This window comes from Levilactobacillus sp. LN180102, from assembly GCF_050106635.1.
Lineage (GTDB): Bacteria > Bacillota > Bacilli > Lactobacillales > Lactobacillaceae > Levilactobacillus > Levilactobacillus brevis.
Genome location: NZ_JBNIIX010000020.1, coordinates 18,875 through 42,734, shown reverse-complemented (window position 1 = coordinate 42,734; position 23,860 = coordinate 18,875). Strand labels below are relative to the sequence as shown.

Below are 23,860 nucleotides of genomic sequence, written 5' to 3'. Positions count from 1 at the left end.
TCAGAATAGGTTATACTAGACAAAAGATCAGCTCCTAAAAGATGGGTTTGTGGTAAACACCATTTTAAAGGAAGCTGATCTTTTTTGTCCGAACAGCGTTCGGATTAATTTTACAATCTACCAACTCTTAAGAGCTTAGGCGGAATTGGTTTTAAGACGCTGATTGATTCGTTAAAAATTGCCAATTTTCTATTGAAGCCATTTGTTAAGCTGATCGGTGGTAATGCCGACACGTTCGCTAAATTTGCCGCAACTTGGTTTGTTGCTAGTAAGGGGCTTAAGGCTTTCAACAAAGGGCTGAGGACCGTTCAAGGATTTAAGGATATTTTTGGCAAAGCTGCTGAAATATTTGGCTTAAAAAAGGAAAAAGCTGCTATTGATGAAGAGACAGCCGCGCTAAATCGTAATAGCCGAGCCCGCCAAGAAAATGCTGATACAAGCGTTGGTGGAAGCACTGGCACTGGCAAAGTGTCCAAAGCTGAGAACGCTATTGAAGACGTGACAGAATCAGCAGGCGGAGGCGTTGGCAAGGAAGCAAAAGAGCTTACTCGTGTTGAAAAATATGGTTCCAAGACTAAGGGGCTTAGTCGCTTAACTTCTAAACTACATGGATTCGGTGAGCTCGGGAACGTTACTAAAGCTGGTAAAGTGCTTGCTGGATCAGTTGGCCTATTTGACGTTTTAAATGCCGGAACCGATCTAATTGGCACTACTAAGAAAACTGCTGGGTCACATGTTGGTGCAGCTGGCGGATCACTTGGTGGCACGGCTGCTGGTGCAGCTATTGGGACAATGATTGCTCCCGGAATTGGTACGGCCATTGGTGCTGGTCTTGGTGGGCTTGCCGGTGAGGGCATCGGTCGCAAGTTAGGTAAAGCTATTCAAAAAGGGTTATCATTCCAAAAAATACATGTTCCTAAGCTATCTGATGGTTCTGCTTTTGACAAACTAACTAAGACTGCAAAAAGCCATTATAAAGGATTAGTTGACCAAGATACCAAGAATCTTAAGCTGCTGTATAAGAATGGTGACATTACAAAATCCGAATATCAGAAGCGTCTTGCTATCATTCAAAAAAACGAGTCCAAAATGACTCGCTTATCTTCCATGTCTGAAAAAGATCGTAATGCCATTACAAAGTATTATGCACAGTCACGTCAATCACTTACCGAAAAGTGGAATCGTAAGATCCTGGCTGACCAGAAAAAGTATGGCAAAAACTCTAAGGAAGTTGCCAAAGACGAAGCAGCAAAAAAGAAAGCTTTGCAAAAACAGGAACTTAAATTTGCCACATCGGTAACTGCTAAGGAAGCACGGCTTCATACGACACTTGATGGAAAAATTAAGCTTTCTGCTAATAAGCAAGAGTCAATCATTAAAAAGCTGACCAAAGAAAAAGGCAAGCTGTCTAAAAAGCAACTAGAACAGGCCTTGATTGATTCTAATAAGGAGCGCAAAACCGTTTCTGCTAACGCCAACAAGCAGTATAAAACTTCTGTTCGGGCTGCTTATAAGAAGTATGCCGAAACCGTTAAGGCTGCCAAAGATGAATACAAGGGTAATTCTAGCTACGCCAAGAAGCAACGGGCGGCAATTGAGAAACATGCACACGCTCAACGTGACCATGCCATTGCAGCTGCGGAGAAGCAACGCCACGATACCGTTAAAAAAGCTGATGATCAGTATAATAAAACGGTAGATTATGCGCATAAGCAAAATAAAGGTGTTACTAAGCAGTCGGCCAATCAATATCAAAATACCAAAGAAAATAATAGAAAAACGAAAGACAATTATTATTCAACTTGGCATGGTATCTGGAAGACCGTTGGCAACTGGGTTGGAAAGCTAATTAGTGGGCTAAACAAGGGTGCTGTTAAAGGGCAGAACCAAGTGTTCAAACAATATGGCGGTACTCATACGTTAGCTCCGATTACAGCTTCATACTATGCAACTGGTACGGGTTTGTTGGGTGGCCTACGCCGTACAATCACGAAGCCTACGCTAGCTGTTCTCAATGATGGGCATGACTCACCAGAAACGGGTAACCAGGAGGCAGTTTTGCACCCAAATGGAGCTGCAGAATTAATCCATGGCAGTAACACCATGAAGGTGTTGGAACCCGGTGCAGAGGTACTTAATGCCTCAGAAACTAAGCTAATGGGTCAACTTGGGCTAATGCATTTCGCTTCCGGAACAGGTTTCCTTAGTGGTCTGTTTAAGTCAGTAGGCAAGGTTGGCAGCTTCTTTAAAAATGCGTTTGGTTCCTTGAAAGACAAACTAAAAGCCATTACAGGTTTTACTAGTAATGCTACTAAGAGTTTTAACTCAACCTTTAATCCAGACTTTAGCGGTCTAAAAGGTGGTGTTGCAAAGGGATATGCGCACATTGCCAATCATAAGATCAAGAATCAAGGCCAGAAATGGTGGTCTGCTGCATGGAATGTGATTAATGACGCTGCTAGTGCAAGTGGTGGTGGTGGCCCTGTAGCACACACGCCCGGCTCCGGATGGCACATTACATCAGGGTTCGGCTATCGTGGGGCCACTAGTGGCGGAATGTCTGTTCATGATGGTGTCGATTTCTCTGGCGGCAAGGTTGTACATGCCCTAGAAGATGCCGTAGTTACAGAAGCCGGGCCGGGCCGGTGGCTAGGCAACAATGGTGTTGGTGAAATCATCGGTACTAAAGGCGGACGCTTGCGCCTGATTTACCAAGAATTAAATGGTAAGAACGCTCACGGTGCAGACCTGCTTGTGCATGCAGGCGACCATGTCAAACGTGGGCAAGCCATCGCTAAGCTAGGTCCTAATGGAACTCACGTGCATATTGGAGCAACTACAGAGGGACTGTGGGATCATGGTGGTTCGTCCACTAAGGGCTGGTTGGATGTCACTAAACTTCACGGCAGTTATGGTAACAAGGCAGCAAAAAAGATCACCAGTGGGCTTACCAAGTTTGCCACGAAGCAACTCAAAGGTTCCGGTGTTCTGTCTTGGGTTAAGAAGTTTTTGGAGCCTTTAACCGAGGCAGCCGAGAGTTTTGGCAGTGGAGATAGTGAAGCACCAACTGGAAGTCATAAACATTGGTTGGAACAAGCTGGAATACCAGCAAGCCAATTTGGAATGTATAACTATATTATTAGTCATGAATCTGGTTGGAACCCTAGAGCTCACAACCCAGGTGGTGCTTATGGACTTCCGCAATCTCTTCCAGCTGACAAAATGGCTAGTGCTGGTAAGGATTGGAGAACTAATCCAATAACTCAGTTGAAGTGGATGAAAGGTTATGTTAAGAAATATGGCGGCATTAATGGTGCTTATAAATTTTGGCAAGCTCATCATTGGTACGCTAATGGTGGATTAAGCCAAAAAGAAAAGTTGGCCCATATTTCCGAGGGAAACATGCCTGAAATGGTCATTCCACTGTCTAAGCTGAAGTCTTCAAGAGGCTACGAGCTTCTAGGTAAAACGGCGGCTATTATGGCTAAGCGAGATCACTTAGAGGTTCAATCCAGTAACGACAACAAAAGCTCAGATAAGTTGATGGACAAGTTAGATCAAGTCATTGGACTTATGCAAAGCTTGCTTGTTGGTCAACAGAACCCAACGCCGGCTGTCGTATCTGCTAACGATATATACAGTGGGTATAACCAAGTAAAAACGAAAAAGAGTCTAAGCAAAAATCTAGGAAGGGGATATGTAAATGGTATTCAGTAGAACAGCCATGGTAGATACATTTGATTATGCATTTTCTGAAGATGGTTCGGATGGGTTTAATAGTTTCAAAGACTTAGAAATTCTTGTTAACCATGTTTCGAAGCCCATTGCTCCCACCATCACTGAATCCTTCCAAGACGTCCCTGGTAGATACGGGGGCGTTTTTTTAGGGAATTCATACGGAGAAAAAGAAATTGATATTCCTATTACAATCATGGCTAGCAGCCGTGATGAGTACAACCGTAAGATGGACAACCTATCTAAGGCCCTCATTAATACGCATGACGATGCTGATACTCAGTACCCGTTACGTTTTAATGACCAGCCAGATGTAGTCTACTACGGCCATTTCACTGCCATTCCTACTCCCACTTTTCTCAACGAAGGGGTTCAGGATTGTACCACCACGTTAACGTTCATGCTAGCTGACCCACGGGGGTTTCTACCTCAACGGGATATCAAGATTACCAGTAATGATCAGGTTATTTCACCAGCCGGTAACACTGCTGTTCAACCAGTTATTCACATCATTCCCAAGACTGACTTGTACTACTTTGGTTATACCTTGGGAGACCAGTATGTAGCGGTTGGTTACCACGTTGACGATGGTTCAACGGTTACTGATGCTAACGGTCATATCACTAGCTTAACGCCTCATCAAGAACTTCAGGTACACGACCCTTGCAACTCAATGAGTACATGGTTTCAAGCAGGTACCGATACCCAAGAAATTAAGGTATATCGTGGGGAAAACGATGGTAAAGCAATGGCTACAGCCTCAGCATTAATGGTCGCCAAGGATAGTAAAGGCCATTACAACTGGGGTACAGTCGGCAAGCACAAAGACTTCTACGGTCCTGTTATTATCCACCAAGGTATCCCCAAGATTAGCAATTATTGGAAGGTATCCATGCGGTTCCACCATATCAAACGGATGAAAAATGAACGGGCCATGGGCAAGGTTGAAGGCTATCTGCTGGATTCTAATAACAATGTTTGTGGACGAATGGGAATTACCGACTATTCAGAAGGCCGTTATCCCCGTGGTTACATTCAACTGGGGAGTTCTTTTAATGCCACCACAGATAAAGGCAATTACCTCACCCTTTTGTACAACGAGGGTGGCCGTAAAGTTAATGGATATAACAATCATGATGTAAGGGTTCATTTAACTAAGACCGTTAAAGTTAAGACTACCTCCAAAGCTAAGTCAAAAGCTAAATCAGCCAGACTGTATCAAGCTACCATTAAGCGGGAATCCTTCAAAGCCGCCACTAAGAAGAAAAAGAGAAGGAAAAAGGCAACCAAGAAAGTGACTAAGAGGAAGTCCGGTGGTAAGAGGAAGTCCACTAGGGTTTCTAAACCCAAAGTTAGGACTAAGTCCAAAACCATTAAGACTTATGTCATGGAGACCTCATACATGAACAAGGACGCTTATTCAAACTTTTTCGGTGAGTTCTCGCTGGAGCGCCAAAAGAAGACCATTGGTGGCAAGGTGTATGACAACTGGGTGGCTGAGATTAACGAGTTCAATCCTAAAACTGGGGTTGTTTTCTCAAAAAATACTGAGGGTAAAGTTCACATTCATACTGAAAAGTTAGATAAGTCGGGCAAGTTTGGGTTTGCCTTGGCTAACGTAGCCGCAACATTCATGAAGCATGATATTAAGGAAGACTTAGTCAGTCCCAAGGTTGGATATTATTCTGACTTTGAGACTTTGACTGACCTCAAAATATACACTTCTGATGGATCAGATGACCCCGATGATATTCCTCATATTATTGCTCATGCTGGCGAAGAAATCATCATAGATTCTGCTGATAACACGGTTACTGTGGCTGGTAGAAATGTTGATAAGTATGTTTCGTGGCTATCTACCTTCCCGTCGATTGAAGGTGATGTCAGCCAAGAAATGCACTTCACACCGGACCCAGCCAATTCAGATATAACGTTGGAGTACAAGCCAGCCATTAAGTAGAAAGGAGTTAAGACGTGTGTACGTCATTCTTGATAAAAATCTCAAACGAGTCGCCACCTTAGATACGTCAACTGATACGAATATTTTCTGGGGTGAGACTATTCAGCAACAACTTGCCGATGATAATAGCTCAAACGATAGCATTACTGAAGCCAGTCTAGCCAACACCTCTGACCCCAACGCTAATTCTAAGAGTTGGAATGATACCTTTACCGGTCTCACCATGGTAGCAGATAGTCCAGCGGCCCAATATCTGAGAGTAGGAAATCACTTAGCGGCTTACGACCAAGCGAATGATCGCTGGCGAGTGTACCGAATATATACCGTTGATGAGACCATGGATAACACCTCTGGAACTAACCTTATTTCAGCCGATGCTATTAACCTCTTAATCTGGCGACTAGGGAAGACAATTCCCACAAAAAAAGAGATTAAAGAGTGTACCTTGCCAGCGGCTATGAACTGGATTATTGCGGGTACAGGGATAACCCTGGTGGATAATGCAACTTCTGGACTACTTTCAGATTTTTCCATTGATGGGGAATCATCTTCCCAAACATTATTGCAGACAATCCTGACGACCTACGATTGTGAGGCTGATGGATACGTAAAATTAGATAGTTCTGGGATTGTGGTTGATACCATTTTGGAATTATCCGACCAACGGGGACAGAATACCGGTAGACGTATCACTTATGGTGACAACATGCTTAGTATTAAGCGGGAAACAGTTGATACAACTCTGATTACCAAGTTGTACGTCTATGGTTCCGGTGGTGCCTCAATCAGTACAGCTAAGGGTAACGGCGGTCGTAACTTTGTCACTGATGCCTCGGCTAACGCCCTGTACAACAATGATGCCAACACTTGGCTTGAAGGAAGTATTACCAGTTCAACTGTCAGTGAACCTGATGCCCTTTTATCACTGGGATTGAAGACACTTAGGCTGTATAACCATCCGAGAGTTAATTATTCCGTTGATGTAACCAGCGATTTTGACGCTCAATTAGGCGATACCATTAAGGTAATCGACCTGACAATGACCCCAGTACTAACCTTGCAAGCCAGAGTTATTCAACGGACAACTAGTGAGAGTGACCCGACTCAGAATAAGGTAGTCATTGGGGAGTTCAGTACGGTTACAGTCGTGACGCCTAATTTCATTAAAAATATGGAACAGCAGTGGAATGACCACGTAGCTAAGCTGTTTGAAGATGCCAAAAAGAACCAAAATGCTGCTAGTATCAGCTTAATTACCCCACTGGGACAATCATGGACAGATACTGATACCAGTAAAAGGGTAATCGCAAGGTTATTCATTGAAGGTGAAAATGTTACGTCATTCTTGTCAGCCGCGGCTTTCAACTGGGAATACGTCCAACAAGACGGTACCCATAATCTAACTTGGGAATCAGACCATGCTAAGGATGGCTATGAAGTCACCATTACCCCACCATTTGTCGGTAGCTTAGTGGTAACCATTGATGACGCATTCGTTAAAACTGAGTCTGAAATGTGGATTGACACCGGGGTTAACCCTGATGGTACCTTCAAGAAGTTGTGGGAGACCACTGATGGTAACCCTGATGAGTTCGGTAACAATCACGTTGGAGCATTGCAATTCTCGTACAAAATGAGTAATGGTGAGGTACTTGCAAGCTACGCGTACAAAGGAACTCAGAATAAGTCCAATCTAAGTGATTGCCAGTTCTTACATTGGAGTGCCGATGGCAAGCTAATTGATTCAATGATTGTTCAAGGTGGCCAACACGGTGCTTCCTTTGGCTATGATGAAGCCAACAACCTCATATACTCCCAGATTAAGGATTTAAGTGGTGTCAAGAATTGGTTAGCAACCTTCCCGTACACCCCTCATGCCGTGATCAATAGTGGGTCCAGCACCGTGACTAAGTGGTGTGAAATGGAAACATATGTGAGACCTAACGTTGACCTTACCAATGGATTATGGATTGGTAGTCAGATGGACGGTACAGTAGAAGTATGTGAAATCTCGGATTTGAAAGCTGGTAATTATTTCCCAACTATTCGCTTCAAGTTGCAAGACTTTGGTTGGAATCCTGTACCAAGTGGGGTTACCAATAATGGCAAATACAACACGATACAATCCAATTCAATTGCATATCCATACGCCTTCTTTACAGCAGGGGACGTCAATAATAAGGATGACCGACTAGTAATGTGTATCAATCTCATTACCCAGTCAGTCATTTTTAATTACCAGATTGAACCCAGTCAAGATATTCAGTTATCTGTGCCGGTTGAGTACGGTGGTCACTTTGAACCAGAAGGGATATACCCGGACTTGGCTCATGACCAGTTAATAATTGGCTTCAATGTCAGTGAGTACCGAGACGCTGCGCATAACGTCATGATTAGTCACTCTGGTTTATGGTCAATCCCAATTGGTATCCGTGATGATAGCAAGGACTTAGCTGTCACTTACCCCGCTGAAGATGAAGGGGAAAATTCCGAGGTAGAAGAACCGGTGGTAATACCTGACGATACTGACGACTCAGATAGTTCTAGTGACGATGATTCTGCTTTCAACATTGATGACGGTGAGACTTATCAGGAGGTGGTCGAAGGATGATTATTGCAACGGGTTCAGTTGATATTAACGAAGCCACCAAGCTTGCCCAAATTGCCTCAGATAGTGCTGATGACTTAGCTGAAAAGATGAAAAACCTCAAATCTTCTCTTGATGGCACGATTACCGAATCAACTAGCACCCCATTCAATGATGGTAAAGAGCATAACGATGGCGATATGTGGCTGGTAATGAGTGACGATGTCGCAACTAGTATGTATATCTATTCTGGTGGAAGCTGGAAGCTTAAAAAGTGGGACGTAACTAGCTTGGCAGTTAAATATCTGTCAGCATTGTCTGCCGACTTAGGCAACGTTCAAGCTGGAAATATTAACGGTGTCAAAATATCTGGAAGTACCATTAATGGTGGCACTATTAGTATTAATTCGGGAATAGATAACTTCAAGATGGATAATAATGGCTTTGAAGCCAGTAACATAATTGATGGGGATACAACGAATGTCTACGGTGGCATGATTTCGCTAGCCAGCGGCAACACCGGAACTGTCACCCTAGACTCTGTTAAGGGCATTAATAGCAGAGGATTATCAATTAGCGGACACACCATAGCCTGTGCTGATTCAGGGCAATTTTGGTTTCAAAAAAATGGCGGAGGCGGTGGCGAGAGCAATGTAGCTGATATTCGTGCTGGTCTTGTTTATTCCAATGGAACCGCGTTGAAGTCAGCCTTATCTGCTAAGCGAGATGTGACAGATTATTCCCCAGATGAAGCTTTATCTGCTGTCATGAACACGGATGTTAAAAAGTGGAAGTACAAAAATTCTGATAACTCCACCAATTCCCAGCATATTGGACCAATTATTGATGATGTTAATGAGGTTGGTAAAAAGTCTGCAAGTATTGCAAATGACATGATTAGCACGGATGAGAATGGTAATTACTATCTGAACGAGTCCAATACCATTTCCATCTTGTTAGCGGCCTTAAAGAAGTCCAACCAGCGGATAGATGAGCTTAGCTACCGAATTACTCAATTAGAAAGGAAGAATGCCCAATGATTACAAGCTTAGATGTCAAGCAGAACTCAGATAACACCACTCACGTTGTCTACACGGTTGTTTTCAACGGTACCAATCACCAAGCCTACGGTAACTTCGATGCTACGGCTGATGAAGCTTCTACAGCCTTTTCCGGGTCAACCAAGGAAGATATGTGGGCTGGATTCAAGAAGTTGGTACTAACCCGGTTGAAAACTGAGGCTACGAATGCCCTAGGAGGCGGTGCAAGTGAGTAAAGAACTGTACTTTACCGATGGCAACAATGAGGTTAAATACCTCGACACCACAGCAAGTTTTAACTTGGCGATTACCCAAGATGGCTCAGCATTCGACTTAACTAATGCTACAGCCATTGATGTAAAGGTTGCCAACGACACCGGTTATGTATTCACTAAGTCGATTGATATGGCTACAATTAAGCAACCATTAGCAGGATTGATTACCATGCCGGTTGATGCCGAAGTTATGAATGCCCTGGTACCCGATGATTACACAATTGAAGTGTGGGTGACCTTATCCAGCCTGATTACCCCGGGTAGCCAAGAAGGCTTAACCGATGATGGTTCAACCACTAATACTGCTACCTCAACGACTACTGCTACTACCCCAACAACTACGTACAACGCCATCTTCCCAAGTGATGACCCACAAGGATTCACAATTACTGAAAATGTTATGAGTGATTCTGGGGACGTTATCCCGGTTATGAGTCTTGATACTTTCCAACAGGAATTTGACCAGCTTAAGACTGACTTAACTAACAAAGTCGCCACATTGCAAGGGCCAAAAGGTGATACTGGTGCAGGACTTGACATTAAGGGACAAGTTAATTCAGTTTCTGCCTTACCAACCACTGCAACCGAAGGTGATGGTTATTTAGTTAACGAGGAACTTTATGTTTATACTAGTGGGGCATGGAAAGATTGTGGTTCAATTCAAGGTCCTCAAGGTGTTCCAGGAAAAACTGGTACAGGCGTTTCATCAACAACTATTCAATATCAAATTTCAAATAGTGCAACAACAACGCCAACCGGAACTTGGTCAAATACCTTAATTGCAACTACGCAAGTTAATCCATTTTTATGGACGCAAGTAACCTTAAATTATGATGATGGAACTTCAAAGCCATTTTATCTTGTATCATCAAAAGGTGATAAGGGTGACACTGGTGATAAGGGTGACACTGGTACTACTGGTCCAGTCGGTCCACAAGGTCCTGTCGGTGCTGGATTGGTTGTAAAAGGCACAGTAAGTAATGCTTCCCAATTACCAACAACTGGTAATCAAGAAGGGTACTGTTATTTTGTTGGAACAGATTTGTATGTTTGGGATGCTGGAGCATGGAAAAATTGCGGTAATGTAAGTCCTGATTTAAGTAAGTACGTAACTGTTACTGATTTGAACAATGGATTAAGTAGTAAAGCAGATGATAGCAAGGTTGTTCATACAGCTGATATGCGTAAGCCAGCCAACGATGTAGCCGGAATTGAAGAAGTTAACGCTGTTGATGCCAAGAGCCTCACTAGAAATCTTATCGCTAACTCTGGTTACATGGTTAACCTTGATGGATGGCAGGGTACGAATGGTGGGAATATAGCGTTATCGACACACTCGTTTTATCACAACGGAACGGGAAACGTAATTAAACTGTATAACACTAAAACGAGTGAAGCCTTCGCTTCCAGTGGCTGGTTCAAGGTAAAACCCAATACCCAATACACGTTCCAATTCATCTTGTTTGGAACTATCAATACTATTTCAACTGATGTTTGGTTGATAGGACAAGGTACTAACTCCACGAGCATTATTAGTGGGTATGTTCAAAGCCCTATTAAGGCGGAGTTGATTACCAAGACGTTTACCACTGGAAACTTCGAAGATGCTTATATTCGAGTAGATAACAATGGGTCTAAAGACGGCAATAGTTCCTACCTCGCCTTTACGGAAGTTCAACTTGAAGAAGGTACAGTAGCACACCCTTGGACACCATCATTTAGCGATTTAGTTCACCGAGTAGCTGATAACGGTGATGGCAGTATTCGGGTCAATGGCAACAGTTACACACCTGCTGATGATTCCAAAGTTGCTCACTTATCTGGAGCAAACAATTTTGACACTGTCCCAACGGTCAACAACAATCCGCTACTACTAGCAAGTAGTTTACCGTCTGATCTAGCACGAACCTCTCAGCAAACCAACTTTACTGCGGGACTTCAAAAAGGTGGGGCAGATGTAGCTACACAATCAGATGTTACAACCGCAATCAGCACCGCTACGGCTAACATGGTTGACTCTACTAAAGCCACAAACTTCACTGCGGGATTACAATCTGGAGGTGTCGATGTCGCAACCGCGGCTGATTTAAAAAGCGTTGAAGACCAAGCTTGGCGTCAGCTAGAGAATAGCAAAATTAGTTCTTCTAATGGATCGATAAACCATGGAACTTACGTTCTTTATAGACTAGATACCCTTAATAAACGATTGTTTTTTGTGTTCACAATAAGTACCCATCTATCTGAAACTACGGTTACACTTGATTTTAGCAGTGTAGTTAGTAATATTTCTAATCCAAGCCTACCTTCATTTTATAATTGGTCTGTGGAAAACAGCAGTAACGTGTACACTAATATAACTGTTAGCGGAAATTTGTTAAAAATTACATTGTCCGGTGGTGGAGGTTATATAAGTTCTTTATATAGTTTATATGATGAAAATGGGGTTTTAAAAAATGACTTTTGTTTCGTTAATTATGACAACTTAGTTTAGAAAGGATGATTAAATGTTTATCTACATCACATACGATACAGAAGGTTTCATCACGGGGTACCAGAATACGGAAGCAGACGGGTACACGAAGGTTTTCATTCTCGATTCATGGATTACCCAGTTTGCCCAGCATTCAGACAAATTCCGGTACGACACTGATAAAAAGGTGGTACTCAATCCGGGTAACTTGCCAGACTTATCCCTTGAAGAGTTGAATAACAAGTATTCCAGCGTGTTGGAGACTAGTCAGCAAGCGGTTAACTCAGCCACTACCTTAGCACAACAGCAAACGGTATCAGCAACGAGTATCAACCAGTTACAGCAATCAATTACAGCACTTGCACTCAGTCAATCAGCAAAGGGGACGAAATAATATGGTTCAAATTTATACGTGGGCATTTCAGGATTGGAAGACAATTACCAAGGAAACGTTAGCAACAGTCGTGGGATTACCAGATGGGATTACCGCTGAAGATTACAAGGCTATCACCGGTGATGATTATGTAGCACCAACAACTCAAGCAACGACAACAAGCACCACTAACTAGCTTCTACTCAGCCAGTTAGTCAGTGCTTTTAATTTACTCAAAATTGGAGGAGTATTATGTTCAAAGAAATTACAGATGTGTTCAATTGGCTTAATAATGCTGGGGTATTTGCCTTCTTACTAGTGTTAATTCCCGCTGTGTACAAGTTGGTAAAGCCACTCTTAACTCACAAGGTACAGACTGAAAAGAACACTCATGTTAAGCAAGGCTTAGAAGTGGGATTAAACTTGGCGAATACGATTGTTCCAGAAATGGCAATCATGGCTGGCTTATCCTTATCTGACCGGAAGCAGGAAGCAATCCGCTTCGTCAACGCGCAATTAACAGCCAATGGCTTTGATTTAGACGTCCAGACTATTTCAGGGCTGGTTGAGAAGGCTTACCAAGCTTACAAGGTATCAGGTGGGGATAATCATGCCCCAATCTCTGTACCAGCACCAACGGAGGTCATTACCCCATCAGAAGGGACTGATGACAATGACTAAGAAAATTGTTGACCTGTCATCGTACCAATCTGATTCTTTGGCTTACATGAAGCAACTCAAAGGTTGGGGCGCTGATGGGATTATGGTCAAGCTAACAGAAGGGACTGGTTATCTCAGTCCCAAGGCTGGTACCCAGATTGCTAATGGTTTCAAAACATTCAATACCGTTGGGGTTTACCATTTCTTCCATGGTCGGGGAACAGCTGAAGCTCAATACTTTCTGGCTTGGGTGAAGAAGATGGGATTAGATCAGTCAACAGTATTAGCCATTGACGTTGAAGCACCCGACTTACCCTATTCCACAACCAGCCAGGTTAACGTATTCCTTCGGTATCTGATTAGTCACGGGTACAAGAATGTGATTACGTATGGTTCAGGTAGCTGGTTCAATGCTGGACGGATTAATCGTTCCCAGTTAGTTGATAAAGCAATCTGGGTAGCAGCCTATGGTGTCAGTCAACCGGGAGTTAATAATGCCAACGCTTGGCAATATACTGACAACTGGCACGGCGTAGATTGCAGTTATGACTTCGACGGTAAACTTTCAGGTAAGAAAACATCTAAAAAGGCTGCTAAGAAAGCCTCATACTGGGCTGATAATGGCTTGTATGAAGTGATTACCAGTGAGGTTAACGTGTATGGTAAGCCAGCCCTAGACAAGGCTAATAAGCGCCGTATTCACTTCTCCAAGGGAAGTACCATCTACGGTAAGGCCGTCAAGTACGGTAAGGTGTACCGGATTAAGACTGACGTTGGGTATATCTCTGCTAATAAGGACTATGTAAAGTTGGTCAGAAAGTCGGGTGGTAAGTAATGACCTTTGATCGTTGGATCGAATTAATCACCTTGGCTTTGGCTGTAGTCGCGGGTATCTATGCGGCTTTGATGGTTGTCATGAAGCCTTTTACGGATCGGCTGCAAGACATTGCTCAAAGTATGAAGGATAGTAGCCAGCGGATTGAGCGTCTGTTTGATTCGCAAAATACGCTGCGTCAAGATTTTATCGCTAGCAGAAGTGAGCACAAAGTTATCAACGAACGCTTAGACAAAGTTGAAGGCGATGTACGTGAATTGAAAAATAAATAGTGCTAGGATTAAGTTAATCCTTCAAAGTTGACACAACCAAAAAGCCACTCATCTCATTACGAGGTGGGTGGCTTTTTTTGCGTACAATTTTTTAAAATAATGCACGAAACGTGTTGACTTTAATACACGAATCGTGTATATTAAGAGCATAGAAAGAAACAGAAAGGAAGTTTTTAAAATGATGAGTAAAGAAGAAAAGGCAACTAAAAAAGCAAAGCGTCTTAGTTTCAAGCGTCGCACGACAATGGTTTCCGCACATAATGTAGCTAAGCTTATTGTCACTATGGTTGGTGATTATCAGATTGCTATGAGTATCGCACTTAAGTTTGTTTACAAATGTAAAAAAGAGGGTAATATTTTACATGCCACAGACGAGGCACGTAAGGCATTCACTCCCGAATCAGTTGCCGGTGTGCCTGCATGGGCCATCAAAAAAGATTTCGGTAGCGCCAGCGCTGATGATATTCTTTTCTTTACCATAAAATTTGAGACTATCAAAGAAACTGAAAATGCCGTTCAGATCAGTTTTGATACTAAAAATCCACATGAAAATGGCTACGTCGATCATCACAAGGCATGGGTTGCTAAGAGCATCCTAGTCGCTTAATCAGGAGGAAAAAAGTATGAAAAAATTATTAGACACTTATTTAGCAAGCCAAGGAATTACGCGAAATAAAATTAGCCGTGCTACTAAGATTGCGACAACAACATTGCAGCGATCAAGTACCAGAGAAGCAGATGATATCAACCCACGAGTTCTTTTCGCCATTGCTGAAGTCTTGCATACAACACCCGGGAAAGTGCTTGATGACCTTATCAAAATGGAGATGAAAAATGATATGACTACTAGCGAGATTAAGCTGCTGCTGATTCAGACACTGTCACAAGCCGGTGCCACCGCGCTTATCACGGTTGAAGATATGGGAGATGGTGATGAGGCCGTAGTTGCAGAACTTGACTTACCAAGTGGTGATACAGTGCGCTTTGCCGTCAATAACGTGGCGAATGATAAAGTTATATGTGATGACGTTCTGAGGGACTTGTCCTATGCTATGAGCAGCTTTTACCACGAAGAAGATGGTGAATTTTACCCTGATCGTCAGGATGAAGAAGCCCGTCCACTGATCAACGTTGAGTGGATGGGACTATCTGACAGTGATGCACATTATCTTTCTGAAATTGGCGACAGCTTAGTGAAGGGAAAGTGATTCTATGCCAGATAAGCAAAGCCCTCTACCGTGAGGAGTAGGGGGATTTTTTGTGTGCATTCTGCTTTATTTAAGCGGACAAGTCTACGTCTAAAAGGTGAACGTGTTGTCTGAGAGCACGTGATTATTTACTTTTTAGTTTATAGTCAAGCTTATCCTTTGTTTCCATCATCGATACCAATTCATCGTAAGTATCACGTGTTTGGGGAGTTAGTGATTCAAGATAACTTTCAATCATCAAAGAAACCATTTCACTAGCTGAGCGCTTATCAGCTGTTGCTTTAGACAAAGCCAAAACGGCGTTTCTGGTATGATTATCAACTCGCATGTTTACATCGAAGGTAGGAATTTTTTCCGCACTATCTTCGCCAAAACCTGCTTGCTTTCTAGAAATTGATGATACATTTACGTTTACCTTCTTATCAGGACTTTTTACCTGATCATCATTACCGTGTTTCAAAAGCCCCCCCATATTATTCTGCCTCCAATCTAGATACTAATTCAGTAGCAACAGCCGTATATGTGCTGTGAGTAGCTTTATCCCAAACAGAACGACTGCTTTCAGTGATTCCAGTAAGGTCATATCTCTTTACTCTTTCCATAGCAGTAATGACATTTTCAAATATATTGTCTTCCCCAAATTCTTCTACGGCCTGTTTAAGAACGGCATTGTCAATAATTGATTGCCCTTTTGTAAGAACTGGAAGAATACCTGCTACATCTACTTTTGCTCCAAATTCGTCAATTAAATTCGTTTGTAAATAGCTTAAGAAACTTTTTGCTCCCAGCAATGCTCTTTGCTGAGTTTGTAGCATAACAACGATCCAGTCGCAGCACATAAAAACGTTATCATTTGTTAAACTCATTGTAGGGCTTACATCAAGAAACACGAAGTCAAATTTGCTAGATATATTTGACAAAGAGTTTTTAAGATAGCTGACTTTAGCTTTTTCATCAATGTCTTGTTTATCAACCCACCGACTGAATAAGTTCATATCAGCAGCAGCTGGTATTAAGTCAAGACCGTTCTTAATGTTAATGATGCCGTCATTTAAGTCTTTTCCGTTAATTAGTAATGCGAAAAGAGATGGATCAATTGTGATGTTGGAATTTTCGTGGCTTTTTGTTTTTATCATTAAATCAGTTAGGTTTGCTTGAGGGTCACAATCTACCATAAGCACTTTATATCCCATATTTGATAATTCCCAACTGATTAAGGCTGTAGTAGATGTTTTACCAGTACCACCCTTTTCATTGGCGCAACTAATTATCATTTTTTAAAATTCCTCCATTCGTACACGGTACACGGTGTACTGCGTTATGTGTACAGTGTACCGTACTCAGTACACAATGTACAGGAAAAAATCCTTAACCATTGAATGCGGAATGACGGCTTTTTTATGAAATTATTTAAGTGTACAGTACACAGTACCCAATACACGGTGTACAGTGTACAATATACAGTGTACCGTGTACGGTGTACTGTACACAAGAAAAATTGACCAAAGATTTGATAACTGATATAATGATAACCGTAGTCAAAATAGAACACAAAAAAACACCCACCAATTGTAGTTGGTGAGCGCCAAACAATCTTCTGAATTTATAGATTATTATATCATGGCCGGTGCGATTTTTAAAGCCCTAGGGGACAAGCTGGGGTCTAAATCCAAGGGGACACGTTTGCCAGTGCGACTTCAATAAGTCTGGCTATACCACAACAAGGTCATCTGTACGGCTGGGTGGTGAATGGTGAGCGCGACCATTAACGGCGCGGGTGGTAAAACGAAGCTTCGGCTTGGTGCCATTGATTAGTTGGCGATCGAACAAAAATAAATACGTATTGCCAACGCCTACTAGGGCGTTTTTTAGTAGGTTAAACCGAAAACGTAGGTTTATAATGAGTGGTGGTAGCAATACCGCAATTGTACAGACAAGCGACGGGCGTTAACGACCGACGAACTAAGGGGAAACTTTTAGTAGTAGAATTGTACTCTGGTTCAGTTATTCCAAATAGCTGATTCCAGGGAACAATTCTGCGCTCAAAACGTCACTCCCTCTAAACTGAATGGAAAACCATAACCCGTCAAGTCAAATATAAAGAAAGTTACTGAATTTAAGCGAATGGTCTAGGAGTAATCCAAGAGAATTTCACAAAGTACCTTTCCCAGTAATTAAGGGATTGAATAGCTATACCAATTGGTTACCAGAGATTTTCACAAGAGAAAAATATCAGAGTGTTGTTCCAACGGTACCAGGCAAGGTTACTTGGGATAAGCCACCTTATGTAAAGTAGAAATTGGTATACTAAAAAAGGCTCCCGGTTTAACACTGGAGGCCTTTTTTCTAGGTTACATATTTTGAGGATGAATGTTTTTATCTTCGTAGCTTTTACTTGGGTGCTGTAACATGATGAATACTGCTGCGACAATTAGAACAACTATTGCTGGAAAGGCCATTGCCGCTGTAAATCCAAATAGTGCGCTTCCAATAATTCCTAGAACGGATCCAACTAATGAAATTCCATGTTTACGTGACTGAACTAGAGCGATTACGTTTAGAACAACACCAATCCAAGCCATAACATAGAAGAATGTTGCTACTGAGTCAGTAGAGTTACCACCATTGCTTGCGTCACTAAATGCTGAGCTAAAAATAACCAGCCAAGAAATCGCAAATAAGAAGCAGTTAACAATATCTATAATTCCGGTCCATGTATTAATTTTTAATCTTTTCACTGTATTTTCCTCCAATAATAGTTTTACTTAGATAAGCTGATATGCAAGTCATAGTCTTTGGAACTATCGTTTTTAACAGAACTGGCATCGATACTAGTCTTTAGCCGAAGTGACTTAATTGAAGATGGATTGTCGGTAAGTGGGAATACCATAATTCCGGTTTTAGTCACACCCTTATTTACTGTGTCTGTATCTTGAGAGTCCATATAATCAATATTAGTTTGACCACCAAGGTTAGTGGTTAAATTCGAAGTGTTTGTATCACCATCAATATCAAAAGCGACAGCCTTTATTGAATATTTGATTAAAGCAACACCCTTTGAGTTATAAATTCCGTCGTCATCATCGTGGTATTTAAATGGCTTAGTTGTAATCATTTTAATGCCATCTATTTTAAATATGTTACCCTGCCAAGAAGAGTCTGAAACGTTTGATTTATACATCTTAGTTGATGTAACGGCTATGTTTTTAGGATCACCGGTAGTAGATGTTGTTATAGCAACAGTCGGTTTTTTAACAACCTTGCTTGAGGTTGCTGACCCTGTACTACTTTTTGAACTTGAGCTACTAGACTGATCAGAACATGCGGATAAAGACAATGGTGCTAGGACTGCCAATGACAGCAAAAACATTTTTTTCAAAATAATTCCTCCCTGGAATATGTACAGCTTTTAGCGTCGATCAGCGTTTGGACGTAGATTTAATTTGCCTGCTTTGAAATGCTATTTCGAAAGGCATTTAACACATCGTTCTCTAAACGATTTGGGATGCAGAAGGCTTCCATAAACGGGAAAACGCTATCGCTATTGTAATCACCAATAATATCTAAATAAATTGGTATAAGGATATCCAGTGCTTTAAGATTAGCGTTTCGTTCATAACTTGATTTATTACTGAAGCTTGAATAGTACAAGACACCCTCATCATTATTGATTACGTGACCAATTTCATGAGCCATTTGAAAAATAATTTCCGATTGATTGTACCAGTTAAGATTAATGAGAATTATTTTGTTTTTGGGCTGAGCGGATGATGGGGTGTGTTCGTTCATCTTATCCGTTAAAACACAAGAAATGCCATTATCCCATGCATACTGCATTAATCTCTTGATGTAAATGTTCAAAGACGATCAGTCCTTTCCACCATTTAGGATACGTTTGATATACTCCATATCCTCCTCAGGAATGGGCTTGCCCTGATAGGTCATGATGTAATCATCATCTGCGAGGTCTACCCGTTTGGGCTCACTTGGAACTGACTCGTCTGTAGTATTACCTAGTAAATATTCAACAGATACGTTTAGAACGTGGGCAACTGCCTTCAGGTTATTAATACTTGGTTCTTTAGTTTTCCAAGAATATATAGTGTTTTTTCCCAAACCAGCTTTATCATTAACTTGAACTAAGCTAAAACCGCGTTTTTTTGAAATTTTTTTAATTCTATCTAATGTTGTCATATCGGTAATTTCTCCCAATCAATGACAAATTAATTAGACTTAGGCTAAATAAAAGTTGACTATTTTTAGACTAAGGCTTATTATTAATTCATCAAGTAATCAAGCAACAAAAAACACACCTACAAAACAATAACTTTGGCGAGGGATTGCGTTGGTAGTAGGTTTTATATTGCTTATTTCGTATGCACTCATTTTAGACTAAGTCTAAAAATAAGTCAACATTGCTTGATAAATTACTTTATAAAAGGAGATGTTTTTATTGTTAGATACTGAGCCGGGACGTAAGGCTGTTAAGAATTATATGGCAGAAAAAAGTATTACTTATCGTATGGCTGGAATACTGTTTGGCAAAACTCCGCAATGGATTCAACAAGTTGTTAGCGGAAAAGCAAAAGGTCCAAAGGCTACTGCATTAATCATTAGCATGATTAGTGAATTTGACATTAAGGAGGATTAAGCATGAATCAGGTAAGATTTCTTGAATTAATGCAGAACATTTTAGATGAACTAAAGGACTCGAAAGACAATGAATTAGTTAGTGTCTCCCTGTCTGAGACACTTTCAAAGCTTAACGAGTCCTATAGTTCCTATCTAACGAGTCTGCTTCACAATACTAAGTAATTGGTGATAAGCCATATCATAATCATTTACCACTGAAAGGAATGGCTATATATGTACGAAGTTTACCTGCTAGTTGGCTTCCTAGCCTTCTGGCTAACAGTAATTGTGTTGATTGCCTCAGCTGGTTATCAGCTACGTAAGTCAGTGGTACATGCTGGCGGATGGGCACCATTTTGGAAAAACTTTTTTGGAATTGAGGAAAGCGAATGAAATTATGGCACAAAAAAAGAGTCCTGACCTGGCCGTCAGAACTCGAAAAGATGAAACATTTGTCAAAACTATTCTATGACAATTCTACTCAGAAAGGTGGGCGTTGGCAATGGTTTTAGGTGGAACTACCGCAGAATATGACCGAAAATTTGCTACGCCTGTGGTCACGCACATTAACCAGACTGACGAGGAACAAGCGATCTTAGAGCATAACGCCCACGTTGAAGCGCTGGAAACATTGGCAACGGATTTACGGAATTGTCTGGAACACGCCACTGATGAAAAGTATAAGCGGTATTTGGCGGTTAAGATTGACCGCACTAATCAGCGACTAGAACAGTTACTAACGGAGGAATAATCATGAATCTATACGAACTTGAGGGCAACTTATTGCATGTCGTTGAATTAGCCAATAGTGCCAAACCAGAAGATCAGCAGCTGTTCGCTGACACAATTGAAAGTTTACAAGACAGCATCGCTGACAAAGCAATTGGCTACGGAAAAGTTATTAACCAGTTGGTAGCTGACGAAAAGCAACTGACAGACAAAATAAGCCACGACAAAGACCGAAAACGTATTTTATCCAACAATATTAGTCGGCTGAAATTGGCGTTACAGCACGGAATGGAAACAGCAGGCAAGGATAAAATCAAAGATATTGACTTATCTATTTGGATTCAAAATAACCAGCCTAGCGTTGCTGTGACGGACGATAAACTTATTCCTGATGAATTTACTGAGGTAGAAAAGAAACTGAATAAAACGGCCATTAAACAGGCGCTCAATGATGGTGAAGAGGTTCCTGGCGCCAAGCTAGTACAGACACGGTCAATTCGAATTAAGTAGGAGGAACAAATGAAAACAATTACTGCCAAAGAATTGAATAGAACTTCAAACTGGCGAATCATTTTATATGCCAAGCCAGGGACAGGTAAGACAAGTTCAGCTAAGTTTTTAAAAGGAAAGACACGTATTTTAGATCTTGATAATTCAGCTAAGGTTCTTGATAGATTAAGCAACATCACAATTGATCAATTAGATAGAAGCCAACCAGAAGAGGATATGCTGGAATTTTTAAAATCAGCTAAACAACGAATTAATGGATTTGACAATTTAATCATTGATAACATCTCAAGTTTTGAGAAAGACTGGTTTGTAGAAAAAGGCCGTGATAGCCACAACGGAATTTCTAACGAGTTACAAGATTATTCACAGTGGACAAACTATTTTTCGCGAATCATGACAGAAATTTATACCCTGCCTGTCAATGTGTTAATCACTGCTTGGGAAACCAGCCGACAAATAACATCAGCAAATGGTCAGCAATTCAATCAGTATGCGCCTGAGATTCGTACAAGTGTTATGGACGGTCTGCTAGGTCTGTGCGACGTTGTTGGACGCTTAACAGTCAACCCTAAGACAGGCAATCGTGGTGTGATCCTACAAGGTGATGATTCAATATATGCCAAAAACAGATTGGATAATCGCCAAGCTTGCCCTATCAATGAATTGTTTAGTTTTGGTGGTGATCAACATGGTGGAGCTGTATCCGTACCAGAAAACGCTGGTTAATCAAGCACGGAATGAGTTAGCAAATGGGAAAAAATCGGTTCTGCTGGTTAGCCCGGCGGGTTCAGGTAAGTCAGTAATTATTGCCGAGATTGCTAGGTTATGTGTTGAAAAAGGCGGCCATGTACTTTTCATGGTTCATCGGCAAGAACTAGTTAACCAGATTACCCAAAGTTTCCAAGAAGCAAATGTTGATTTAATGAAAACCACTGTCATGACCGTTGGAAAGATTGTTAATCGGTTAGATCGTTTGCCTAAGCCCAATTTAATTATTACTGACGAAACCCACCACAGTAAAGCTAAAACTTATCGAAGAATATATGATTACTTCTCAAGTGTTCCAAGACTTGGTTTTACTGCCACACCGTGGCGTATGAATGGACAAGGATTAGACGACATTTACGACTCGATGATTGAGGGTAAAAACGTTGGCTGGTTAATAGCCCACCATTATCTATCACCATATCAGTATTACTCAGTAAAACTCGTTGATGATAGTAAATTAAAAAAATCGAGTACCGGTGATTACACCAGTAAATCAATGGACGAAGCAATTGGGAAAACGATTTTTGGTGATGTTGTTAAAACCTATCAAACAAAGGTTAATGATCAGCAAGCAATTGTTTACGCGCATGATGTGGAGTACAGCCAAGCTACAGCTGAAGCTTTTAAAAATGCCGGTATTTCAGCAGCACATGTTGACGCTAAAACGCCTAAAACAACCCGAGATTCGATAATGAGTGACTTTAAATCAGGAAAGATTAAGGTTCTATGCAACGTGGATCTTATTTCCGAAGGATTTAACGTTCCAGATTGCTCGGTAGTCATCATGCTAAGACCAACTGAATCATTGGTTTTGGACATTCAACAGTCCATGCGATGTATGCGATATAAGCCGGGAAAAATGGCGACCATTATCGACCATGTTGCTAACTATTCGCGTTTCGGTTTGCCAGATACGCCTCGGCAGTGGAGTTTAACTGGTCGACCTAAGAAGAAAGGCAACAACACATCTGCTTTGCCGATAAAAACGTGTCCACACTGCTGGGCAGTAATTCCGGCACAATGTAAAGTCTGCCCACAATGTGGCGAAGAAATACCAATTGACAATGAAGGTATGGATACGCAAGACAATGTGGAACTTGAAAAAGTTGGCGAATTTAAAATGACGACTGACTACAAAAATAATCAGTACGGCAAGATGAAACCAGATGACGCCGATAATGTAGAAGATTTATACAAAATAGCTAAAGCTCGCGGTTATAAACCGGGCTGGGCTTACATGAATGCTAAGAGAATGGGAATGCTGGGGTGATAAAAATGAGAGGAGTACGCAAGCGAGGGAAATATTGGATAGCAAATTATCAAAATAAAGCTAAAGGTGTTGCTTTTGAAAAGTATTTAAGCACAGAGCAAGAAGCAATTAAGCTAAGAAAAAAGTGGGAAAAAGAATATGGACAAGTCAAAAGAGGGAGCGAAGGGGGCAAAGGCACAATTAGAAAAGACTATCGAGGCAAAAAAATAGGCAATTTCTTAATCATAGATTATGTACCTGAAAACCATAAAAGAGTACTTGTAAAAAATTTAATAACAAATGAATTTCAAGAAAAAAGCCTAAACAGTATTACTTCTGGGCAATCAACAGGAATTCCTAAAAGTATTGCTACTCGTGAAAGTCACAGACATGAAGGCGTAGGAACTTTATTTAACAAATCAAATAACAAATGGGTAGCCCGAATTAATATCAATGGCAAGCGCAAATTCCTTGGATCTTTCTTAACTCAAGAAGAAGCAATTGCAGCACGCAAAACAGCCGAACAAAAATATTTTAATTAATAAACGGAGGAAATA

The 23,860-nt window shown here is 41.3% G+C and carries 26 protein-coding genes; 20 read left to right on the top strand and 6 right to left on the bottom strand.

Annotated features, from left to right (window positions below):
• The first annotated feature begins 192 nt into the window (after window positions 1–192).
• From ACP4IT_RS10980 to ACP4IT_RS10920, 13 genes are all read left to right on the top strand, one after another.
• Window positions 193–3,717, top strand: coding sequence for a hypothetical protein (locus ACP4IT_RS10980; RefSeq protein WP_426855713.1), 3,525 nt, complete (start codon window positions 193–195; stop codon window positions 3,715–3,717).
• Complete coding sequence (locus ACP4IT_RS10975; protein WP_426855711.1) at window positions 3,704–5,695, top strand: distal tail protein Dit; 1,992 nt, start codon at window positions 3,704–3,706, stop codon at window positions 5,693–5,695. Before ACP4IT_RS10980 ends, ACP4IT_RS10975 begins: the two co-directional genes overlap by 14 nt.
• Before the next feature lie 16 nt (window positions 5,696–5,711).
• Complete coding sequence (locus ACP4IT_RS10970; RefSeq protein WP_426855709.1) at window positions 5,712–8,306, top strand: phage tail spike protein; 2,595 nt, start codon at window positions 5,712–5,714, stop codon at window positions 8,304–8,306.
• Window positions 8,303–9,322 carry a tail fiber domain-containing protein gene (locus ACP4IT_RS10965; protein WP_426855707.1) on the top strand — a complete coding sequence of 340 codons (1,020 nt, stop codon included), beginning with the start codon at window positions 8,303–8,305 and terminating at the stop codon, window positions 9,320–9,322. The genes ACP4IT_RS10970 and ACP4IT_RS10965 overlap by 4 nt, the downstream gene beginning before the upstream one ends.
• Window positions 9,319–9,558, top strand: a complete 240-nt coding sequence (locus ACP4IT_RS10960; RefSeq protein ID WP_419716919.1) for a hypothetical protein — start codon at window positions 9,319–9,321, stop codon at window positions 9,556–9,558. Before ACP4IT_RS10965 ends, ACP4IT_RS10960 begins: the two co-directional genes overlap by 4 nt.
• On the top strand, window positions 9,551–12,088 hold the full coding sequence (locus ACP4IT_RS10955; RefSeq protein ID WP_426855705.1) for a hypothetical protein: 2,538 nt from the start codon (window positions 9,551–9,553) through the stop codon (window positions 12,086–12,088). Before ACP4IT_RS10960 ends, ACP4IT_RS10955 begins: the two co-directional genes overlap by 8 nt.
• A gap of 13 nt (window positions 12,089–12,101) precedes the next feature.
• Window positions 12,102–12,461 (top strand): hypothetical protein, encoded by a 360-nt coding sequence (locus ACP4IT_RS10950; RefSeq protein ID WP_426855703.1) that lies wholly within the window; start codon window positions 12,102–12,104, stop codon window positions 12,459–12,461.
• Between the two features lies 1 nt (window position 12,462).
• Window positions 12,463–12,636: an XkdX family protein gene (locus ACP4IT_RS10945; RefSeq protein WP_259030864.1), complete on the top strand. Its 174-nt coding sequence runs from the start codon at window positions 12,463–12,465 to the stop codon at window positions 12,634–12,636.
• A 56-nt stretch (window positions 12,637–12,692) separates the two neighbouring features.
• Window positions 12,693–13,121 carry a hypothetical protein gene (locus ACP4IT_RS10940; RefSeq protein WP_426855701.1) on the top strand — a complete coding sequence of 143 codons (429 nt, stop codon included), beginning with the start codon at window positions 12,693–12,695 and terminating at the stop codon, window positions 13,119–13,121.
• Entirely contained in the window at window positions 13,114–13,935 is an 822-nt protein-coding gene (locus ACP4IT_RS10935) for a GH25 family lysozyme (RefSeq protein ID WP_426855699.1), read from the top strand. The genes ACP4IT_RS10940 and ACP4IT_RS10935 overlap by 8 nt, the downstream gene beginning before the upstream one ends.
• Window positions 13,935–14,207: a hypothetical protein gene (locus ACP4IT_RS10930; RefSeq protein WP_426855698.1), complete on the top strand. Its 273-nt coding sequence runs from the start codon at window positions 13,935–13,937 to the stop codon at window positions 14,205–14,207. The genes ACP4IT_RS10935 and ACP4IT_RS10930 overlap by 1 nt, the downstream gene beginning before the upstream one ends.
• Before the next feature lie 178 nt (window positions 14,208–14,385).
• Window positions 14,386–14,814, top strand: a complete 429-nt coding sequence (locus ACP4IT_RS10925) for a hypothetical protein (RefSeq protein WP_426855696.1) — start codon at window positions 14,386–14,388, stop codon at window positions 14,812–14,814.
• A 16-nt stretch (window positions 14,815–14,830) separates the two neighbouring features.
• On the top strand, window positions 14,831–15,415 hold the full coding sequence (locus ACP4IT_RS10920) for a helix-turn-helix domain-containing protein (RefSeq protein ID WP_426855695.1): 585 nt from the start codon (window positions 14,831–14,833) through the stop codon (window positions 15,413–15,415).
• A 124-nt stretch (window positions 15,416–15,539) separates the two neighbouring features.
• Here the strand turns inward: ACP4IT_RS10920 and ACP4IT_RS10915 are convergent, their stop codons facing one another.
• The 6 genes from ACP4IT_RS10915 to ACP4IT_RS10890 all read right to left on the bottom strand — a co-directional run bounded on the left by ACP4IT_RS10915 (window position 15,540) and on the right by ACP4IT_RS10890 (window position 19,609).
• Window positions 15,540–15,887, bottom strand: coding sequence for a DUF5388 domain-containing protein (locus tag ACP4IT_RS10915; RefSeq protein ID WP_020090523.1), 348 nt, complete (start codon window positions 15,885–15,887; stop codon window positions 15,540–15,542).
• Window position 15,888: 1 nt separating this feature from the next.
• On the bottom strand, window positions 15,889–16,689 hold the full coding sequence (locus ACP4IT_RS10910) for a ParA family protein (RefSeq protein WP_047021761.1): 801 nt from the start codon (window positions 16,687–16,689) through the stop codon (window positions 15,889–15,891).
• A gap of 1,077 nt (window positions 16,690–17,766) precedes the next feature.
• Window positions 17,767–18,153, bottom strand: coding sequence for a transporter (locus ACP4IT_RS10905; RefSeq protein WP_426855692.1), 387 nt, complete (start codon window positions 18,151–18,153; stop codon window positions 17,767–17,769).
• Between the two features lie 23 nt (window positions 18,154–18,176).
• The gene (locus tag ACP4IT_RS10900; RefSeq protein WP_419716882.1) at window positions 18,177–18,794 is read right to left on the bottom strand and encodes a hypothetical protein; all 618 of its coding nucleotides are present in this window, start codon (window positions 18,792–18,794) and stop codon (window positions 18,177–18,179) included.
• Between the two features lie 59 nt (window positions 18,795–18,853).
• Window positions 18,854–19,276 carry an ImmA/IrrE family metallo-endopeptidase gene (locus ACP4IT_RS10895; RefSeq protein ID WP_235807846.1) on the bottom strand — a complete coding sequence of 141 codons (423 nt, stop codon included), beginning with the start codon at window positions 19,274–19,276 and terminating at the stop codon, window positions 18,854–18,856.
• Between the two features lie 6 nt (window positions 19,277–19,282).
• Complete coding sequence (locus ACP4IT_RS10890) at window positions 19,283–19,609, bottom strand: helix-turn-helix domain-containing protein (RefSeq protein ID WP_426855690.1); 327 nt, start codon at window positions 19,607–19,609, stop codon at window positions 19,283–19,285.
• Between the two features lie 259 nt (window positions 19,610–19,868).
• Between ACP4IT_RS10890 and ACP4IT_RS10885 the strand changes: the two genes are divergently transcribed.
• The 7 genes from ACP4IT_RS10885 to ACP4IT_RS10855 all read left to right on the top strand — a co-directional run bounded on the left by ACP4IT_RS10885 (window position 19,869) and on the right by ACP4IT_RS10855 (window position 23,845).
• Window positions 19,869–20,066: a hypothetical protein gene (locus ACP4IT_RS10885; protein ID WP_426855688.1), complete on the top strand. Its 198-nt coding sequence runs from the start codon at window positions 19,869–19,871 to the stop codon at window positions 20,064–20,066.
• Between the two features lie 215 nt (window positions 20,067–20,281).
• Window positions 20,282–20,440, top strand: coding sequence for a hypothetical protein (locus tag ACP4IT_RS10880; protein ID WP_426855687.1), 159 nt, complete (start codon window positions 20,282–20,284; stop codon window positions 20,438–20,440).
• Between the two features lie 109 nt (window positions 20,441–20,549).
• A complete protein-coding gene (locus ACP4IT_RS10875; protein WP_426855686.1) occupies window positions 20,550–20,798 on the top strand; it encodes a hypothetical protein in 249 nt (82 codons plus the stop codon).
• A gap of 2 nt (window positions 20,799–20,800) precedes the next feature.
• The gene (locus tag ACP4IT_RS10870) at window positions 20,801–21,286 is read left to right on the top strand and encodes a siphovirus Gp157 family protein (protein ID WP_426855684.1); all 486 of its coding nucleotides are present in this window, start codon (window positions 20,801–20,803) and stop codon (window positions 21,284–21,286) included.
• Window positions 21,287–21,295: 9 nt separating this feature from the next.
• Window positions 21,296–22,012: an AAA family ATPase gene (locus tag ACP4IT_RS10865; RefSeq protein WP_426855683.1), complete on the top strand. Its 717-nt coding sequence runs from the start codon at window positions 21,296–21,298 to the stop codon at window positions 22,010–22,012.
• Window positions 21,975–23,324, top strand: coding sequence for a DEAD/DEAH box helicase (locus tag ACP4IT_RS10860; protein WP_426855721.1), 1,350 nt, complete (start codon window positions 21,975–21,977; stop codon window positions 23,322–23,324). The genes ACP4IT_RS10865 and ACP4IT_RS10860 overlap by 38 nt, the downstream gene beginning before the upstream one ends.
• A gap of 5 nt (window positions 23,325–23,329) precedes the next feature.
• Window positions 23,330–23,845: a hypothetical protein gene (locus tag ACP4IT_RS10855; RefSeq protein WP_426855681.1), complete on the top strand. Its 516-nt coding sequence runs from the start codon at window positions 23,330–23,332 to the stop codon at window positions 23,843–23,845.
• The last annotated feature ends 15 nt before the right edge of the window (window positions 23,846–23,860 follow it).

Excerpts from the sequence above, each read along its gene's own strand:
- ACP4IT_RS10975 (WP_426855711.1), top strand. The coding sequence starts at position 3,704 with ATGGTATTCAGTAGAACAGCCATGGTAGATACATTTGATTATGCATTT.
- ACP4IT_RS10965 (WP_426855707.1), top strand. The coding sequence starts at position 8,303 with ATGATTATTGCAACGGGTTCAGTTGATATTAACGAAGCCACCAAGCTT.
- ACP4IT_RS10960 (WP_419716919.1), top strand. The coding sequence starts at position 9,319 with ATGATTACAAGCTTAGATGTCAAGCAGAACTCAGATAACACCACTCAC.
- ACP4IT_RS10950 (WP_426855703.1), top strand. The coding sequence starts at position 12,102 with ATGTTTATCTACATCACATACGATACAGAAGGTTTCATCACGGGGTAC.
- ACP4IT_RS10945 (WP_259030864.1), top strand. The coding sequence starts at position 12,463 with ATGGTTCAAATTTATACGTGGGCATTTCAGGATTGGAAGACAATTACC.
- ACP4IT_RS10940 (WP_426855701.1), top strand. The coding sequence starts at position 12,693 with ATGTTCAAAGAAATTACAGATGTGTTCAATTGGCTTAATAATGCTGGG.
- ACP4IT_RS10935 (WP_426855699.1), top strand. The coding sequence starts at position 13,114 with ATGACTAAGAAAATTGTTGACCTGTCATCGTACCAATCTGATTCTTTG.
- ACP4IT_RS10930 (WP_426855698.1), top strand. The coding sequence starts at position 13,935 with ATGACCTTTGATCGTTGGATCGAATTAATCACCTTGGCTTTGGCTGTA.
- ACP4IT_RS10925 (WP_426855696.1), top strand. The coding sequence starts at position 14,386 with ATGATGAGTAAAGAAGAAAAGGCAACTAAAAAAGCAAAGCGTCTTAGT.
- ACP4IT_RS10920 (WP_426855695.1), top strand. The coding sequence starts at position 14,831 with ATGAAAAAATTATTAGACACTTATTTAGCAAGCCAAGGAATTACGCGA.
- ACP4IT_RS10915 (WP_020090523.1), bottom strand. The coding sequence starts at position 15,887 with ATGGGGGGGCTTTTGAAACACGGTAATGATGATCAGGTAAAAAGTCCT.
- ACP4IT_RS10910 (WP_047021761.1), bottom strand. The coding sequence starts at position 16,689 with ATGATAATTAGTTGCGCCAATGAAAAGGGTGGTACTGGTAAAACATCT.
- ACP4IT_RS10890 (WP_426855690.1), bottom strand. The coding sequence starts at position 19,609 with ATGACAACATTAGATAGAATTAAAAAAATTTCAAAAAAACGCGGTTTT.
- ACP4IT_RS10880 (WP_426855687.1), top strand. The coding sequence starts at position 20,282 with ATGTACGAAGTTTACCTGCTAGTTGGCTTCCTAGCCTTCTGGCTAACA.
- ACP4IT_RS10875 (WP_426855686.1), top strand. The coding sequence starts at position 20,550 with ATGGTTTTAGGTGGAACTACCGCAGAATATGACCGAAAATTTGCTACG.
- ACP4IT_RS10870 (WP_426855684.1), top strand. The coding sequence starts at position 20,801 with ATGAATCTATACGAACTTGAGGGCAACTTATTGCATGTCGTTGAATTA.
- ACP4IT_RS10865 (WP_426855683.1), top strand. The coding sequence starts at position 21,296 with ATGAAAACAATTACTGCCAAAGAATTGAATAGAACTTCAAACTGGCGA.
- ACP4IT_RS10860 (WP_426855721.1), top strand. The coding sequence starts at position 21,975 with ATGGTGGAGCTGTATCCGTACCAGAAAACGCTGGTTAATCAAGCACGG.
- ACP4IT_RS10855 (WP_426855681.1), top strand. The coding sequence starts at position 23,330 with ATGAGAGGAGTACGCAAGCGAGGGAAATATTGGATAGCAAATTATCAA.